Source organism: Tumidithrix elongata BACA0141 (assembly GCF_036349135.1).
Lineage (GTDB): Bacteria > Cyanobacteriota > Cyanobacteriia > Pseudanabaenales > Pseudanabaenaceae > Tumidithrix > Tumidithrix elongata.
In genome coordinates, this window is sequence record NZ_JAZBJZ010000123.1 from 1 (window position 1) to 15,710 (window position 15,710).

At 44.9% G+C, this 15,710-nt stretch carries 17 protein-coding genes; 10 read left to right on the forward strand and 7 right to left on the reverse strand.

Annotation, left to right across the window (positions count from 1 at the left end; genetic code table 11):
* The first annotated feature begins 81 nt into the window (after positions 1-81).
* The 7 genes from V2H45_RS21405 to V2H45_RS21435 all read left to right on the forward strand — a co-directional run bounded on the left by V2H45_RS21405 (position 82) and on the right by V2H45_RS21435 (position 3,833).
* The gene (locus V2H45_RS21405) at positions 82-846 is read left to right on the forward strand and encodes a hypothetical protein (RefSeq protein WP_330485720.1); all 765 of its coding nucleotides are present in this window, start codon (positions 82-84) and stop codon (positions 844-846) included.
* Between the two features lie 45 nt (positions 847-891).
* Positions 892-1,071, forward strand: coding sequence for a YqaE/Pmp3 family membrane protein (locus V2H45_RS21410; RefSeq protein WP_330485721.1), 180 nt, complete (start codon positions 892-894; stop codon positions 1,069-1,071).
* Positions 1,072-1,096: 25 nt separating this feature from the next.
* Positions 1,097-1,471, forward strand: coding sequence for a phage holin family protein (locus V2H45_RS21415; protein WP_330485722.1), 375 nt, complete (start codon positions 1,097-1,099; stop codon positions 1,469-1,471).
* Between the two features lie 9 nt (positions 1,472-1,480).
* Positions 1,481-1,918, forward strand: a complete 438-nt coding sequence (locus V2H45_RS21420; RefSeq protein WP_330485723.1) for a hypothetical protein — start codon at positions 1,481-1,483, stop codon at positions 1,916-1,918.
* 32 nt (positions 1,919-1,950) lie between these two features.
* Complete coding sequence (locus tag V2H45_RS21425; protein ID WP_330485724.1) at positions 1,951-2,460, forward strand: hypothetical protein; 510 nt, start codon at positions 1,951-1,953, stop codon at positions 2,458-2,460.
* Between the two features lie 54 nt (positions 2,461-2,514).
* Positions 2,515-3,042, forward strand: a complete 528-nt coding sequence (locus V2H45_RS21430; RefSeq protein ID WP_330485725.1) for a hypothetical protein — start codon at positions 2,515-2,517, stop codon at positions 3,040-3,042.
* A 104-nt stretch (positions 3,043-3,146) separates the two neighbouring features.
* Positions 3,147-3,833, forward strand: a complete 687-nt coding sequence (locus tag V2H45_RS21435) for a TMEM175 family protein (protein WP_330485726.1) — start codon at positions 3,147-3,149, stop codon at positions 3,831-3,833.
* A 224-nt stretch (positions 3,834-4,057) separates the two neighbouring features.
* Here the strand turns inward: V2H45_RS21435 and V2H45_RS21440 are convergent, their stop codons facing one another.
* Positions 4,058-4,408 carry a histidine triad nucleotide-binding protein gene (locus tag V2H45_RS21440; RefSeq protein WP_330485727.1) on the reverse strand — a complete coding sequence of 117 codons (351 nt, stop codon included), beginning with the start codon at positions 4,406-4,408 and terminating at the stop codon, positions 4,058-4,060.
* 139 nt (positions 4,409-4,547) lie between these two features.
* Here V2H45_RS21440 and V2H45_RS21445 point away from each other — a divergent pair, with 139 nt between their 5' ends.
* On the forward strand, positions 4,548-9,620 hold the full coding sequence (locus V2H45_RS21445; protein WP_330485728.1) for a CmcI family methyltransferase: 5,073 nt from the start codon (positions 4,548-4,550) through the stop codon (positions 9,618-9,620).
* A 28-nt stretch (positions 9,621-9,648) separates the two neighbouring features.
* On the opposite strand, the gene V2H45_RS21450 is transcribed toward V2H45_RS21445, so the two are convergent.
* The 6 genes from V2H45_RS21450 to psaC all read right to left on the reverse strand — a co-directional run bounded on the left by V2H45_RS21450 (position 9,649) and on the right by psaC (position 13,740).
* Positions 9,649-10,092, reverse strand: coding sequence for a hypothetical protein (locus tag V2H45_RS21450; protein WP_330485729.1), 444 nt, complete (start codon positions 10,090-10,092; stop codon positions 9,649-9,651).
* A 51-nt stretch (positions 10,093-10,143) separates the two neighbouring features.
* Positions 10,144-10,395: a hypothetical protein gene (locus V2H45_RS21455; RefSeq protein ID WP_330485730.1), complete on the reverse strand. Its 252-nt coding sequence runs from the start codon at positions 10,393-10,395 to the stop codon at positions 10,144-10,146.
* Between the two features lie 29 nt (positions 10,396-10,424).
* Positions 10,425-10,556 carry a hypothetical protein gene (locus V2H45_RS21460; protein ID WP_330485731.1) on the reverse strand — a complete coding sequence of 44 codons (132 nt, stop codon included), beginning with the start codon at positions 10,554-10,556 and terminating at the stop codon, positions 10,425-10,427.
* A 408-nt stretch (positions 10,557-10,964) separates the two neighbouring features.
* The gene (locus V2H45_RS21465) at positions 10,965-12,038 is read right to left on the reverse strand and encodes a glutathione S-transferase family protein (protein ID WP_330485732.1); all 1,074 of its coding nucleotides are present in this window, start codon (positions 12,036-12,038) and stop codon (positions 10,965-10,967) included.
* Positions 12,039-12,114: 76 nt separating this feature from the next.
* Complete coding sequence (locus tag V2H45_RS21470; RefSeq protein ID WP_330485736.1) at positions 12,115-13,182, reverse strand: S1C family serine protease; 1,068 nt, start codon at positions 13,180-13,182, stop codon at positions 12,115-12,117.
* A 312-nt stretch (positions 13,183-13,494) separates the two neighbouring features.
* Positions 13,495-13,740 carry a photosystem I iron-sulfur center protein PsaC gene (gene psaC / locus V2H45_RS21475; RefSeq protein WP_330485733.1) on the reverse strand — a complete coding sequence of 82 codons (246 nt, stop codon included), beginning with the start codon at positions 13,738-13,740 and terminating at the stop codon, positions 13,495-13,497.
* A gap of 247 nt (positions 13,741-13,987) precedes the next feature.
* Here psaC and V2H45_RS21480 point away from each other — a divergent pair, with 247 nt between their 5' ends.
* Both V2H45_RS21480 and V2H45_RS21485 read left to right on the forward strand, forming a co-directional pair.
* Positions 13,988-15,076, forward strand: a complete 1,089-nt coding sequence (locus tag V2H45_RS21480; protein WP_330485734.1) for a RuBisCO accumulation factor 1 — start codon at positions 13,988-13,990, stop codon at positions 15,074-15,076.
* A gap of 87 nt (positions 15,077-15,163) precedes the next feature.
* The gene (locus V2H45_RS21485) at positions 15,164-15,628 is read left to right on the forward strand and encodes a hypothetical protein (protein ID WP_330485735.1); all 465 of its coding nucleotides are present in this window, start codon (positions 15,164-15,166) and stop codon (positions 15,626-15,628) included.
* Positions 15,629-15,710 lie beyond the last annotated feature (82 nt).

Here is a 15,710-nt window from a genome sequence, read left to right on the forward strand (position 1 = left end):
CTAATGCTGAAGAGACTTGCAGCCACTTCTTAAGATCTCAAATGGGTTCTATACTCCACAAAAAATTTGGATATACAAACTATGTCTGAACCAATTAGACAAAAAATCAATACTAACCTTGAGCAGGCAAAGGGAAAGGGAAAGCTGAGAGTTGAAAACATTCGAGAAATTGTCAGAGATGCAGTCTCTCAAACGATCTCGGAATTAAAAGAAGGCACAGGGGAGATTGGGCTGATTGTCAAAGATGCAGCTTCTGCGATGATTGCCGATTTGAAAGGAAGAGGACAGCATGGACCTGAGGAAATAACAGCGTCTATTCAAGGAGCGATCGAGGGGGGCATTCATCAAAGACAGCAAGAAATCGATCGGCAACGCGCAAAACTACAAGAAATTCAAGCTCAGATTGATGAGCAACAAAAACAGTTGGATAGAGAAGTTGGGATTGTCTTGATTAATATCGATGCCAACGCGCCTGAGGACTCGATGAAGTCGGCAGTTGGTCAAGCGGTTAGCACCGTGAGAGAAAGCCATGATTCAGTCAAGTTTCAGCAACAATATCTCAAGCTCAAATCCCAATTGGAAAGCTTGGATGAGAAGCTACTAGCTCGTTATGGCGATCGCTACGGTGAAGTCAAGCACCAATGGGAAAATGCCAAAACTTGGTATCACAAGACCAAAACCGAAGCAGAAACGAGTGAAACTTTACCCTTACAGCAAAAGCAATCAAAACTTGAGAGCGATCTGGGCGATCTGGGTACGGTAATTGCTCGCAAAGAGCACGAGGTGAAAGAGCAATTAAAATCGACGCTTCAAACCCTTTGGCAGGGTAGACAAGCTAAGCATTGATTAGATTCGCTGAAATCGTTTAGGAAATTATTTAGGAAATTAACGATGAAAATACTTCAAATTATTTTGGGAATTGTTGTGCCTCCCGTGGGCGTTTTTCTGTCCTATGGGTTCAGTAGCGCCTTGTTAATCAACATTGGGCTGACCTTATTAGGTTGGGTACCTGGAAGCATCCATGCTGTGTGGGCGATTACTAAGCATCAAGAACAAACGACAAATAACTAACTACGAAATTTATTAGGAGAAAAATATGCTCGGATACTTTTTTACCATTTTGGCAACTGCCTTGAGTCTACTTGTGGTTGACATTATTGTGCCAGGCGTAGACATTGCCAACTTTCCCTCAGCGATGTTAGCAGCGATCGTGATTGGACTCGTTAACTCTTCTATTAGACCGGTACTTTCGGTTCTGTCGCTTCCTCTCACTTTTTTAACTTTGGGAGCTTTTTCTTTAGTGGTCAATGGATTTTGTCTATGGCTAGCTTCAATTCTTGTACCTGGGTTCAGCATGAATGGACTTTTGGCATTCATCCTTGCTCCCGTTATCCTATCTTTTGCTAGTACTTTCTTAAACAAATACTTTGCCGAAAGAGGAACAGAAAAATCGAATTCCACTAAATCTTAGGCATGAAAAATGAACTTTCCTGAAAATGCCCGTAAGCTCTTCTCTGCATTCACACTAGCTTTCATCCTGATTTTTACGACTGCCTGTGGAGCGAGTACGACCCAATCCATTAGTTCGATCGCCACAAATCAACCTGCAGAATACGGACAGTTAGCGAGGGGCAACTCTGCCCAAGGTCAGAACTTTGGCGATTGGGTCATTAAAACCAGCCAAGGCTTAATTAAAGATGTCTATGTGCGTGACAACAACAAATTGGGAGTTGTGATTTCACCTAAGGTTTTGCCCGACGATGTCAAGACTCTGGCAAAATCCCTAACTCAAGGCTTTCGCCATAACTTTCCCGATCGCGACTTGACAGTTTTCGTTTATGCGCCAGATAAACAGTTGATTCTGACCGCTCATTACGATACTCAGTCTAAGCAGATTGAATATCAGCAGCCTAGCTGAGAGATTGACTACTAAAAAAATCAAGAGGGAATATGCCAAATACGAGTGATGAGTACAAACGCCAAGTGATGAAGGATTTGGTAGGGGGCGATCGAGAAACCCTACCAGATGATAGCGAACAGTATCAAAGCTTCAATGACTTTGCCCAAAGATCTTCACGCGAAGAACGGCGAAGCCTCTTCAGCAATTTCTTTACCCCCGATCGCATTCCAACCGCACAAATGGAACCTGAATTGCAAAAAGCGATCGCTCAAATCAAGCCCAACGAACAGAAAAATGTTGCAAAGGAGTTTTTAAACAATCTGAAGAAGAGGGGGCTAAGCGATCGGGAGCTAGAAAAACAGTTGGGTCTGACTACCCACGATCCCAATCGGATGAAGGCGGAAGATGTGAGCAAGTTAGCTAGTTTTGCCTATCACGCTCACCCTGACATTTTTCATGATGTGCTGGCGGATCGGCCTGCTCTAGTTATGTTTCTTAGCAATCCTATTGTTGGTGCTGCTTTGGGCGCGATCGCGGCAAAGTGGATCGGGAAGAAATAACTTACCTTACATACCCTTCAATCTCAGTCCAAACGTTTTAGAGGAAAAATCGATATGAATAGTAATCAAGATGTTGAAACCGAGCGTGATGCAAATGTTGAAGCCGATCGAAATGATGCAAATCGCGATCCTATTTCGGGTGAACCGGGAGCCCATCCCCTAGGTACGGGAGTGGGAGCCGCAGGAGCAGGTACGATCGCAACCGTAGTCGGTGGGGTAGTTGGCGGACCGGTCGGAGCAGTCGTGGGAGCCTTGGTAGGTTCGGTGCTTGGGGGATTGGCAGGCAAAGAGACAGCTGAGGGGGTGAATCCCACATTTGAAGATAATCATTGGCGCGAAAACTATGCTACTCGTCCCTATGCTGACCCAACTTTGCAATATGAAGACTACCAACCTGGCTATCGCATTGGTTATGAAGGTTACGCTCACTATGCTCACACGGGTCGAAGCTTCAACGATCTCGAACCCGAACTAAGGCGCGATTATGAGAACACTCACGGCAATACGCGCATACATTGGGAAAAAGCCAAACATGCGGTGCGAGATGCTTGGGAACAAGCTGCTACATCAGCAAAGAAGTAGCGACATATTTCGTTCCTAAATCACAGATCGGAGATTCTTTTTTTGCCCAGAATCGTAGGGATAATCTCGAACTGCCGCTACTGAACAAATAACATGAAGGTCAAATGCGTCCCTTTATCCTTCGGATTATGAATTCGCTCGGAGGTTCTCGTAATACGGTTCCTTATGAATATGTCGATGACGATATCAGCAATCGGCGGGTTGAGGCTCTGATCGATGGGGCTTTTGCGATCGTATTAACGCTGTTAGCACTAGAGATCAAATCACCCCATGCCGATTCCGATCTGAAACTGACCGAGGCGTTAATTGCGCTAAGTCCTAAGATCTTTGCTTATTTTCTGAGCTTTATTATTTTAGGATTGTTGTGGTTTGGGCATCAAATGATGGCGCATTATGTCAAACGTTCCGATCGCAACCATATTCTGCTTAATCTTCTATTTTTGATGTTTGTTGCCTTGATTCCTTTTTCTACAGCGCTTTTGGGAGAAAATCTGCAATATCATTCTGCCACGATCGTTTATGGGGTAAATTTATTCATTACAGGCTTAATTCAGTACTTGCACTGGGAATACATGTCTAGCCAAAATCGCCTCATCGATCCTGAACTAGATCGAAGAATCGTGCGATCGGTTCAAAAAACTTTCCTAGCAATTCCTTTAGTCTGCGGTCTTGGCATTGGTGTTTCTTTTGTGAGCATTCCTGCGGGATTGCTGCTATATGGCTTAAGCACAGCATTTGGCGCGAGTAGAATGACTGCAATTTTCCATCGTTCTCACTATCCCCATGCTTAGGGAAATATCAGTGCGAGGCTAGTAAACTCAGCAGTAAATTGGGAATATCATTTTGGAGCTGATTATCCACATGGGTTTGGTCAGCTTTTAAGCTCGTTAGGTTGGCTTTAATTCTGGCATGTTTTTTACTTTTGGGTGCGATCGCGAGTTTTTAGACAGACAATCGCGCCAAAACAACAAAGCCTACATAGACTCTAGAGGCAATTCATGAATTGCCTCTACAATTAACCTGGTGGCCATTGCATAGCTCGTCCGCCTAGGATATGTAAGTGCAGGTGAAACACGGTCTGTCCGCCATGATCGCCGTTATTAATGACCACGCGAAAGCCTCGATCGAGACCTTCATCTTTGGCAATTTTAGCCGCTACTAACAGCAAATGCCCCAGCAGAGCTTGGTCTTGAGCTGTTGCCTCTGCCAACATCGGGATCGGCTGCTTGGGAATTACGAGAATATGTACGGGGGCTTGCGGCGTAATATCTCGAAATGCCAAAGATAGATCGTCCTCGTAAACAATATTCGCAGGAATCTGCCGATTGATAATCTTGCTAAAAATAGTTTCAGTGGGCTGGCTCATGGGATCTCGGTAATTTTAGGTGGTGATTTTAGGATGCTACTTTAAAAATTTTAGCGATTTACGGCTCGATGCGATCGCATCTCCGATTTGAGGGGTAGGCTTGACATAATCCCGACACAACCTAGAAGTCTTGCCAAGTATGCTGCATTTCTTTCTGACTGGCTATGCCATCCGCGAACATAGTTATTCTCGCTACGAGTTTTACAACTTTGAGCTAGCCAAGTGGGCAGAATATTATTTGAGCCAAAAGGTCTCTTTTCATCAGTCCAACTGGTGTACAGGTAAAGTCACAGAAAATCCTCAAGATATTCTTTTAGGCCATCCGACTTGGGACAATCCCGAGCAAGCCGAAGCCTCAGGTATTGGACAGATTAAGTGTGACTGGGTCAAAGATAATGCCCTAACTCCCCAAGCTGCCTGTCATCCCAATACCTATATCATCATGCCTTGGGTTCCCGAATTTCCTCAAGAATGGGTTCCCAACTTGGTCAAGGTCGAAAGCCAACTTTTGGCGGTTAATAAAATTTTTACGCTCTGCGGTCAGGTTTGGTTCGATCGCACCCTCGCCAAAGTAGATGATTCTATTCAATCGCGAGTCAAGCACAAATTAATCCGTTCCAATATTGGGGTAGCCTTACAGAATTTTCCCTTTGTCAAACAACAGTTCAATCCCATTGGCAAACGCCAAATGCTACATGTCAGTACCCTCGGTTCATATAAGGGTTTTGATGTTACTTGCGAAAGCTTAAAAGGTCTAGACACCCTACTTAATGTGGCAAGCCAGTCGCTCAAAGCCCCTCAAGGTATGGTGGATGTTCGCATCAACGATCGCCAGTATAGTTTTAACTTTTTAGGTGGCATCAATAATGGCGATCCGTCACTAAATCAATGGGTTGTGAATACCTGTGACTTTTACATCCATACCGCCACACTGGACGCACAGGCAACCGCTATCTTAGAGAACTGTGCCAGAGGTTTAATTCCATTAGTCACACCCGAAAGCGGATTTGATTGCCCCGATGCGATTTTCTTGACCCACGACCCCGATCGCAATCGTCAGATTATCGAATGGGCTTTGAATCTGCCCGAAGCTGAACTGCTCAACCGCAGTCAAAAAATCCGTGACTACCTACTCCGAGAACATAACTGGGAAACTATATTTGATAAGATTTGGGATGGTATTCAATCAGACATAGAAGTTCGCAAACATGCTTCTAGTAAATCTGGATTGGAAGCTTCTCAACCTCAATATTTTGACTTGCAGGAAAATCCATCCAATCAGAGTCAGTCAAACTCACTGGTGGAACAGATAGAGCAAGCGATCGCCCTCCTCAGCGATGCCAAGCCTTTAGCAGCTTTGGGGATTGTAGAAGCACTGTTAGCCAAGGATTCCACCCTACAGGGTATGCATTACCTCAAATCCCTATGTTTGAGAGCATCAGGACAGATCCCAGCCAGTCTTGCTGCCGCTGAAACCGAACTTGCCATCAACCCCAGCCACTTTTATGCGGATGAAGCAATCAAAACCTTGAGGATTCTAGCAGACAGACAAGCGCATAAATCCCCAACCCGTGAGCGAATATGGGAGTCCAAGCTAACTCGGGACAACATGCTCCCAATCGAACTCGGCGCTCATCTTTATTCCTATAAGGGCATTCCCATGCTCAAGAATCCCTTTGACTTAGCGCTCTATCCGCTCTTGCTTTGGGAGGTGAAGCCGCGATCAATTATTGAGATCGGCTCCAAATATGGCGGTAGCGCGTTATGGATGGCAGATTTGCTGGATAATTTCCATATTGACGGGCATATTTACTCTGTCGATCTAATTCCTGTGAATCTCGTGCGCAGCGATCGCGTCACGTTCCTTGGTGGTGATGGTCGTCGGTTGGAAACGGTGTTTTCACCAGAATTCCTCCATGCTCTGCCTCGTCCCTTATTGGTGATTGAGGATGCCGATCATACCTATGAAACCACATCTAAAGTCTTAGAATTCTTTCATCCCTATCTCAGACAGGGGGAATATATTCTCGTTGAAGATGGCATGACCTGTGAAGGTGCGCTTAAAGCATCAAAGGAATTCCTCGATACAAGAGGTGATGCATATGAAGTCGATCGCAACTACTGCGATTTCTTTGGCACAAATGTAACTTGGAATATCAATGGCTATCTGAGAAAGACAAAAGATGCATTCCCAATAGAGCCAGAATCAACTTCTCTAGATTTTTTGCCCCTAAGAGATATCAATCTAATTATTTTCCCTGACTGGTCAGCTTCAACCGATGCGATTCGGCAATCTCTCAGTCAAGTTATCCGACAAGTACTTTTACACAGCGATCGCGGCTCAATTACGCTCTTGATCGATGCTAGCGATATGGAGGTAAATAGTGGAGACGATCTGTTAGCCGAGCTAACGATGAATTTGATTATGCAAGAGGATATCGATCTAGAAGAGGAACCTCAAATCGCTTTGGTTAGTGCGTTGAATTCTGCTGAATGGCAAACTCTGCTAAAGCTTGTAAGTCTGAGAATAGTTACTGACATTGATAACAGTAAAAACATTTATCAGGCAGGAGCAGCTAGCTTACCAACAATTCTTCCTGACGAGCAATTTTTAGCAACCCAATTCCAAACAGATCTTAGACTGAGAAAAGCCCCAGAAAAAGGAATAGCAACCATGTCTATTGAACCACAAATCCCAGAGAGACCTATGACACAAATTACCCAAGGCTTAGCTGGCAAGAAAGACTATATTTCCAGCGGTCTAGAAGTTGTCTATCCTGACGTGAGTTTCCCCCATATGATTTCTGGGAACACTGATACCTGTGGATGGCCCTACTTACGTAGGGAAATTCCCCATAATTGGTATGTTGACAAACGACAGCCCACCATTGGCTTTTTAAGTCGAGATGAAGCGCATATCCTTTACAATAATGCACTTCAGTTTAAAGGTAAAAGAGCATTAGAAATTGGCTGCTGGATGGGTTGGTCGGCTTGTCATTTAGCTCTAGCTGGCGTTCAGCTTGATGTGATCGATCCATTGTTAGAGAGAGATGAATTCTTGGAGAGTATTCGCTCGTCTTTAACAGCAGCAGGAGTAATTGGTACGATAAACCTAGTGGGAGGATTTAGTCCGCAAAAAGTTGAAGAATTAGCTACCCAATCCAATCGAAAATGGTCTCTCATCTTCATTGATGGTAATCATGATGCTCCATACCCTCTCAATGATGCAGTGATTTGTGAAACGCTGGCAGAAGAGAATGCCATGATTTTGTTTCACGATCTTGTCTCCCCTGAAGTTTCCCACGGCTTAGATTATTTCAGAGCGCGTGGTTGGCAAACCATGATATATCAGACAATGCAAATTATGGGCGTTGCATGGCGGGGAAATGTCCAGCCCATTCATCATATTCCCGATCCGAGTATTACTTGGCAGCTACCTATCCACTTGCAGCACTATGATGTAAGCGGGGTAAGTCGTCCCGACCTTAAAGAGTTTAGGGAACTACTCGAGCAAGTACATCCTTTTACCTTACTCAGTGAAGCAAGGTTATATTCTCTATATTCGGCAACAAAGCACATCTGTCTTCAAGATATTGAGGGTAATTTTGTGGAATGTGGGACTTTTAAGGGAGGAGCAGCGGCATTGATGGCCTCTGTAATTAAGCGTTATAGCCAAAGACCGCGAAAGCTCTATGCTTTTGATACCTTTGAGGGAATGCCTGAGCCTTCAGCGATCGATCGCCATCAGGGTGTTCATGCAAATGATACGCCCTATGGTGTAGGAACGCTCAAAGCTCCGATCGCAGAGAACCTAAATAGAATTTCTGCGCAATTAGAGGTGCAAACAATTATTGAACCCGTTCAGGGTCTATTTGCTGAAACGCTTCCTGTGTATCACGACAAGATCGGCAAGATTGCACTTCTACATGCAGATGGCGACTGGTATGAATCCACTATGGATATTTTCAACAACCTATACGACTCTGTGATTACAGGTGGAACGATTCAAGTAGATGATTATGGTCATTGGGAAGGTTGTCGCGAAGCCCTTCATGATTTTGAACGAGTGAGGGATGTTGTGTTTGAACTTGAGATTGTTGATTACACTGGAGTTCGCTTTTACAAGCCAACGCAAGCTAGTCAAGACTCGGCTTACTGGCATACAGAACTTCCTGCTCCCACGTTAAGCTCTTTACAGAATGCTTGTTTTAAATATGCCTATAGAGGCATCCGCATGCAAAAAAATCCTTTTGATTTGGCGCTCTATCCACTTTTGCTTTGGGAACTACAACCCAAGACGATTATTGAAATAGGTTCTTGCGCCGGTGGAAGTGCTGTTTGGTTTGCAGACATGCTTGACACCTATAAAATCGATGGTCATGTCTATTCCATTGACATCAATAAAGTTACAGATGTCTATCATCCTCGTGTAACCTTCATAGAAGGAGATCAAAATGATTTAAGTTCCGTTTTAACAGATAATTTTTTGCAATCTATTAAACACCCCCTTCTTGTAGTCGAAGATGGCGCTCATTTTTATGAGACAACATTATTTGCTCTAAATTTCTTTCATCCTTATCTCCAAAAAGGTGACTACATCGTGGTTGAGGATGGGATTATTTCAGATTTGGGCGTAGATCCTTTATATAATAGAGGTGGACCTTGTCGGGCTTTGAAAGAATTTCTACTGAACCATCAAACTGAATATATTATCGATCGTAAGTATTGTGACTTTTTTGGCCGAAATCTTACTTGGAATGTCAATGGGTATCTCAAAAAGATAGTTAATCCGAACTTGCTTAACCTTCCTCTTAGAGAAATCAATTTAATTATTTTTCCTGATTGGTTACAGCCTCAAACCCTGATATATGAGGAGCTTCAAAAAGTAGTAAAACAAATCTTGGGGCATCCTAACCATGATAAAGTCACACTTCTTGTTGATGGTAGTACTACAAATTCCGAACAAGCGGACGAAATGCTTGCAGATGCGATCGTGAACCTGATTCTACAAGAGGACATCGATCTAGAAGAGGAACCTCAAATCACTTTGGTTAGCGATCTAAGCTCCGTTGAATGGCAGGCTCTAATCAAGCAAATTCATTCAAGGATTGCAACCAATATTGATGATAGGGAAAGAATTCAACAGACTGGAGCAGCAAGCTTAGAAACGATCACTTCTGAGCAATTACTAGCAATACAATTTGCCCCTTAGTAGGGTGAATCCTCATCCTCTCCAATTTTTACGCTCGTATTTTGTCGCCAAGGTGATGGTGAGTGTGCCCCCATTCTTTGATCCATTGAAACGAAACTAGGTTGAGTAAAAGCCCGATCGCGAATAAAATCGCCATTAATACAATCTGATACCAAACAATGGGTTGAACCATTAAGTCAGCGACAAGATGGGAGAAATTTAGTAGGGAGTAAACCACAGTTAAGCCAAAATGAACCCATCGGTATCGCCTTGATTCCATAAGCGAAGTTCCAATAATGGCAGCCATGGGCAGCACAAAAAAGCCGAGCATCAACCACATGATCGGATCGACTTCTGCCAATGCTTGGGAATGGGAATGTGCCACGCTCAACTCATGAAACAGGGGCATTAAGCCCAAGTCCGTGTGAAACAGCAGTCCCAACAAGAACACAATCCAGAGGTTTATTATTTTCTCTTGAGATTTGATTGCCATGATACTTTACGCTCCTTCTAAAGTTTGAATCTAAAGTTTTAATTCCAAGTTTTAATTCCAGTTACACAATTGCGAGGGGGAGGTCATCACAGGTTTGCTGTATTGATAAAATCCCTCGGTATCCAATCCGGCATCGCGGAACAAGATCCAGTCTGTGCGTCCCGTTCCCCCATGAGACGTGCGAACGATCTTGCCACGATCGAGCGTTAAATGACCTTCTTCATCCCACTTAAAAGCGGTTTGAGGAATGACAGTCCACTCTCTGCTAGCCCAAGATATGGCTAGGGCTTCTCTTGTAACCATTGTGCCATCTACTGTTCCTCGCAAACAAATCAACTCATCCGAGTGCGGATAGCCATAATATCCATCCACGCGATCGCCGATCTTGGCAAAGTTGAAACATACCCCTGCCCCATTCCGCCAATCACGCGGTTGTGGTTTCGTGCAAAATTGGTAGTTGCCATCCGCTAAAGTAGCGATCGCAGCTTGACCATTCGCCAGAAGGCTGACAGATAAAAGCGAGGACTCGATCGCCTGAATTTCCGCACTATTCGCCTTGATGCCCCTACGCCTAGCTACACAGCAGGTTTAGGGTTAAGCGCCAGCCATAGCAGCGATACTAAAAGGAGGAAACCAAATTTGACGATTAGATAGATAACGCCATTTGTAACGGGGAAAATTTCCATAACCTCTACCTCTTGACACGCGACTCTTCGCGAGGGATGTTTTGAGGCATATAGACTAAAATTCACAGTGAAAGTTGCGAAGGTTGGGTTTGTTTTTGCCTCTTTCTCCCTTCACCCTTATTATCTCCCAAAACTAAGGGATCGCAGCGGTAGATCTGAGCAGCGCTCAATCCCTTCTTGTAATTCTTAATTTTCGATTGACAAGCGATCGCGATCGTGGGGCGCAAGTAAATTGGTCACATCGGGACCAAGGGGAATAATGCCGCCCGGATTGAGCGGAAAGAGATTGCCGTAATAGTCGCGCTTCACGCTTGCAAGGTCGCAAGTGGCGGCAACACCAGGGATCTGATACAGGTCGCGCAGGTAAGCACCGAGATGAGGATAGTCTTGAATTCGGCGTTGATTGCACTTAAATAAACCATAGTAGGCAATATCAAAACGGAATAGTGTCGTGAATAGGCGAACATCCGCCAGGGTCAGGCGATCGCCACATAAATACCGATTGGATTCCAGAACCCCGTCTAGCTCGTCGAGGGTTGTGAATAATTCTCGGCAAGCGAGATCGTAGGCAGACTGGGTTTGGGCAAAGCCGCAACGGTAGACGCCATTATTGACAGCGTTATAGGTCTTTTCGTTGAAGCGATCGATCTGTTCTCGCAATTCCAGAGGGTAAAGATCGAGGTCGGGATACTTGGCAAACTGATTTAGCTCAGCATTGAGCATCACAATAATCTCAGCGCTTTCGTTATTGACGATCGCCTTGGTTTGCTTATCCCATAGTACGGGAACTGTGCAGCGACCACTATAGCCGGGCTGTGCCAATTCATATAGCTCTGCAAGGGTGCGACAGCCTTGTTCGGGTTGGTTCAAAATCCACCCGCCTTCTTCGGGGGCAGGTGACACGATCGAGATAGAGATGGCATCTTCTAAACCCTTTAGCGTTCTCACTACCAAGGTGCGATGCGCCCAAGGACAACTCATGCCCACATAGAGGTGGTAGCGATCTGCGGCAGGTTTGTAAGTACCATCGACATGAATACTGTGATGAAACTGAGTCGCAGGACGAATATAGGCTCCTTGACGATCGCGTGGGGCAAGATTTGACATCATCACCCGCCACATTGTCGTCCACACAAACTTACCGAGCTTAATGATGGGCTTAGGCGGTAGTGATTTACCCTTCTTTTTAGGAATCGCTTTAGGAATCGCTGTATTGCTTGGATTTTCGCTGTTCGTGGGTGAAGCAGGAGATTGAGGCATGGGTTAATAGCTAAAGAAGTCTGGGAAATACACTTCTTCAGCTTAGCGAATATTCTCTTGTAGATCCCAAAACATGCTAAAAAAGTACGCGCAGGTTTGCCAGTTGTCGATCGCGGGCAACGGTCAAAATTGCTGAGCTTGGACGCTGTTCGAGGAAATTAATCAACTGTCGCGCATCGGTGAGGCGATATCCATTCAACGCTACTAAGCGATCGCCTGCTTTTAAGCCCAACTCACTGGCGATCGAGCCGGGTTGCACTGCTTGGATAATCATGCTCTTTGTCTGCAATGCCAAACCTAGATGAGGACGATTAGAAGCAGTTTGCGAGGAAACTTCTGGCTCTACTGGAATGATTGCATTTGCAGTAACTGGATTCGCTGTGACAGGAGTTGATGCCACAGAATTTGGTACAACAGAATTTGGAATAGAAGGTAAAGAGGGCGATGGATTGGGGACAGTTGCGATGTGATTGGAAACGGAAGCATTTTGGGCAATGAAGTTTCGAGCGATCGCAGCACTGGTGGCAAAGCCAATCCCCACATTGCTTTTGCCGTTCGGAGTCAAAATCGACTTATTCACCCCAATCAACTCACCCCGAGAATTGAGTAAAGGCCCGCCTGAATTCCCTGGATTAAGTGCAGCATCCGTCTGCAATTCTCCATTAACCCCAATGCGGCTGACAATTCCCGTCGTTAATGTACCTGAAAGACCATAGGGACTGCCGATCGCAAACACTCTTTGTCCAACTTCAATACTATCTGCGGCTGCCAAAGGAATGGTTGGTAAGCGATCGTTGGTTTGCAACTTTACCAAGGCAAGATCGTTTTTATTCTCAGTGGCAACCACTCGCCCAGTATAGGTTTTACCATTGGGCAACGTTACACTGACTCGATTAACACCACGAATCACATGCTCATCGGTCAATACCAAGCCATCGGAGGTAATAATGCTACCCGAACCCGTACTACTTCCCGCCCTGATCGTAACAACAGCAGGGTTAGCGGCGCGATACACTTGAACCGAAACCTGTTCTTCTCCACCATAAGTAATGGAGTTCGCTTGGGCAGATGCGATTGGCACCAATGCGGGAGAGCTAAGAATGGCAGCCGAAAAAACACCTAAAAAGGTGGACTTGAGGTTCATAGTCAAAGTTGACTCCGTAAGCTTGGAATGTGTGATGGGAGATGATATGTAGGCGTTTGACGGCAAGAGCGATCGCACTGTTCCCAAAAAACATGTTGCGATGAGAGGTTGCTATGCGGTGTATTCTAATTCGCCCATTGGAACGGGTACACCCCAGCGTAAAATGATTGATGCCCCAGCACTAAAAAAGCGATCGAGCGATCGCTAGCTTCTGTAACAAAAAGTAACCAAAAAAAATTTAGGAGTGCCCTAAGACACTCCCAAAGAAAATGCAGAATAAAAATAATTGCATTTAAAAAACGAAAGCCGACACTAATAGGTTAGTGCCATGCTACGAGACGTTTCTGCCCCTAGATAGACACGAACGCTTAGAAAATCGGTTGGGCAAGCAGTTTCGCAACGCTTACAACCAATGCAGTCCTCAGTACGGGGAGAGGAGGCGATTTGACCCGCCTTACATCCATCCCAAGGCACCATTTCTAAAACGTCAGTCGGGCAGGCGCGCACACATTGTGTGCAACCAATACACGTATCGTATATTTTGACTGAATGGGACATTTTTTATTGCTCCAATCGCTATGATACCTAGTCGCAGCAATGAATTTGCCACTACAATCCCCTAAAGAATTGCTTAAGGTACGGAATCTTCAAAACCAAGTCTACCGCAGTGGCTAAACTTAGATATTTAGAAAGAGTCATAACTTAAAACAATTTAATATTTGGCGATGCTGCCCCATAACCGAGCTAAGCTTATTTGCGTCCAATACTTAACATTTCGCACACATTTAGCACGTAGCATGAAACCATGACAGATAACACTCAAACCCCAGAAGCAGAAGCAGAGAGACTTTTTGAGATGCTGCGCCGTAAAGAAGGGACTTGGGTGCAGTGGGGGCAGGCTTGCCAGCAATTACAAAAAATGGGTGAAAGCTCCTTAGCAATTTTTGAAAATACAGGCTTTGAACCCATCCAGCAAAATCAGATTATGGTGGGCGCACAGGTTTATACAGGCTTAGTGTCTGGGGATGCCCCTGCTGCCCTACTGGCACACTTTGAGCGTAAAGGCAGTGACATCCTCTATGAATTACGCATTCTCAGCCTTGTCGATCGCATTGCCGTGGCAGAGTTAGCCCTCGCCAAAGAACTAGATTGTATAGAAGTTAAAGATATTGCCAAAGCCGTCAAGGATATATCCACGATGGCAAACCTACCTGAAGGGTTTACGCGGCATCCCGGTGATGCGGTGGCATTTCAGGTCTGGAAAGCCTTGCAAGCTAAGCAAGATTCCCAAGAAAAGGCAAGGTTGATTGCTAGAGGATTGAAATTTGCCAATAGTAATGCCGCCAGAGTTGCGATTGAGCGATCGCTCACCGATATGATCGCACCTACTACCGCGCGATCGCCACGCTTACCCGTGTTTCGCTATGACGAGGAACACCTGTTACCCAGAGTGCTTCCTGTAGCAGGGGAATTGCCCTTGGAGATCGCCGATTATAAAGCAATCCCCATGGCTGACGAATTGCCCCCCTTTGGTATGGTCAAGTCTGCGAAAGAATCTACTTGGGTGGCGATCCCCGGTTGGCAAGCGATCGTCGATATTCAAGATGGTGTTGTGATTCTGGCGGATACAAACACGCTCAAACAGGTTTCAGGGCAGGAACTGGTCAGCAATGTTCCCAGCCAGCCCGAGCAGGTATTGGTAATCTGCGATCGCGCCCAGAGACAATGGGACGATAGTTCTTATTTCGTGGTCGAGCAGGACAAGCAGGTGAAAATTCAGTGGTTTGATGCTGCCCCAGAAATCAAATTACTCGGTCGCGTAGTGCTGGTTTTGCGTCAAATGAAAATCTTTGATACAGCAGCGGCTCAAGAAACTTGGCAAATTGATGAATAAATCGTAAGTTACTTCTGTGTACCTGTTAAAGGAGGCTTCTAAAGTAGGCTTCTAAATTTAGCATTAGTCATTACCTTGGATTTTCTCATGGAAAAAGATAGCATTTTTGGCTTGGTAGGTCTTGGTATAGGACTTCTCATTACTTTGGCTACCTGGCTCAAAGGAATATTTACGAGGTCTTCACTCCGTAAGGAAATCGACGATCTCAAAAAGAATCTCAACCTTCAAATGCAGATTAGTGCTAGAGGAAATGATGAAGTCAAAACAGAATTGGATCGCTTAAGGAAAGAAAACGAAAATCTACGCATTACCGTGGCAACGCTTTCCAATAAACCGGGTAGAACCGAATTAAAAACACTGCATGTTTGGGATAAAGCAATCCGCATCTTAATCATCAAGTCTCCAGCCTTTGCACCTGCTTGGGAAATGTCACTTGAGGAAGCCAAAAAAGAAATTGAAGAAACGAACCAAGGGGTCAGACCTTTGATTCGCAAGGCTTTTACCCTGTTCCTGCCACAAGCAAAGAGTGAAACTAGTAATGAAGGGGATTAAGGAACTATCCCAATCTGACCCAATTAGCCAATAGACTTGTTTGGAAATAATAGATAATAACAAAACAGTTAGAAGGCGAGAT

What these genes read in the sequence shown, in the direction of transcription:
- V2H45_RS21405 (WP_330485720.1), top strand. Translation starts at nt 82, where the DNA reads ATGTCTGAACCAATTAGACAAAAAATCAATACTAACCTTGAGCAGGCA.
- V2H45_RS21410 (WP_330485721.1), top strand. Translation starts at nt 892, where the DNA reads ATGAAAATACTTCAAATTATTTTGGGAATTGTTGTGCCTCCCGTGGGC.
- V2H45_RS21415 (WP_330485722.1), top strand. Translation starts at nt 1,097, where the DNA reads ATGCTCGGATACTTTTTTACCATTTTGGCAACTGCCTTGAGTCTACTT.
- V2H45_RS21420 (WP_330485723.1), top strand. Translation starts at nt 1,481, where the DNA reads ATGAACTTTCCTGAAAATGCCCGTAAGCTCTTCTCTGCATTCACACTA.
- V2H45_RS21425 (WP_330485724.1), top strand. Translation starts at nt 1,951, where the DNA reads ATGCCAAATACGAGTGATGAGTACAAACGCCAAGTGATGAAGGATTTG.
- V2H45_RS21430 (WP_330485725.1), top strand. Translation starts at nt 2,515, where the DNA reads ATGAATAGTAATCAAGATGTTGAAACCGAGCGTGATGCAAATGTTGAA.
- V2H45_RS21435 (WP_330485726.1), top strand. Translation starts at nt 3,147, where the DNA reads ATGCGTCCCTTTATCCTTCGGATTATGAATTCGCTCGGAGGTTCTCGT.
- V2H45_RS21440 (WP_330485727.1), bottom strand. Translation starts at nt 4,408, where the DNA reads ATGAGCCAGCCCACTGAAACTATTTTTAGCAAGATTATCAATCGGCAG.
- V2H45_RS21445 (WP_330485728.1), top strand. Translation starts at nt 4,548, where the DNA reads ATGCTGCATTTCTTTCTGACTGGCTATGCCATCCGCGAACATAGTTAT.
- V2H45_RS21450 (WP_330485729.1), bottom strand. Translation starts at nt 10,092, where the DNA reads ATGGCAATCAAATCTCAAGAGAAAATAATAAACCTCTGGATTGTGTTC.
- V2H45_RS21455 (WP_330485730.1), bottom strand. Translation starts at nt 10,395, where the DNA reads ATGGTTACAAGAGAAGCCCTAGCCATATCTTGGGCTAGCAGAGAGTGG.
- V2H45_RS21460 (WP_330485731.1), bottom strand. Translation starts at nt 10,556, where the DNA reads ATGGCAACTACCAATTTTGCACGAAACCACAACCGCGTGATTGGCGGA.
- V2H45_RS21465 (WP_330485732.1), bottom strand. Translation starts at nt 12,038, where the DNA reads ATGCCTCAATCTCCTGCTTCACCCACGAACAGCGAAAATCCAAGCAAT.
- V2H45_RS21470 (WP_330485736.1), bottom strand. Translation starts at nt 13,182, where the DNA reads ATGAACCTCAAGTCCACCTTTTTAGGTGTTTTTTCGGCTGCCATTCTT.
- psaC (WP_330485733.1), bottom strand. Translation starts at nt 13,740, where the DNA reads ATGTCCCATTCAGTCAAAATATACGATACGTGTATTGGTTGCACACAA.
- V2H45_RS21480 (WP_330485734.1), top strand. Translation starts at nt 13,988, where the DNA reads ATGACAGATAACACTCAAACCCCAGAAGCAGAAGCAGAGAGACTTTTT.
- V2H45_RS21485 (WP_330485735.1), top strand. Translation starts at nt 15,164, where the DNA reads ATGGAAAAAGATAGCATTTTTGGCTTGGTAGGTCTTGGTATAGGACTT.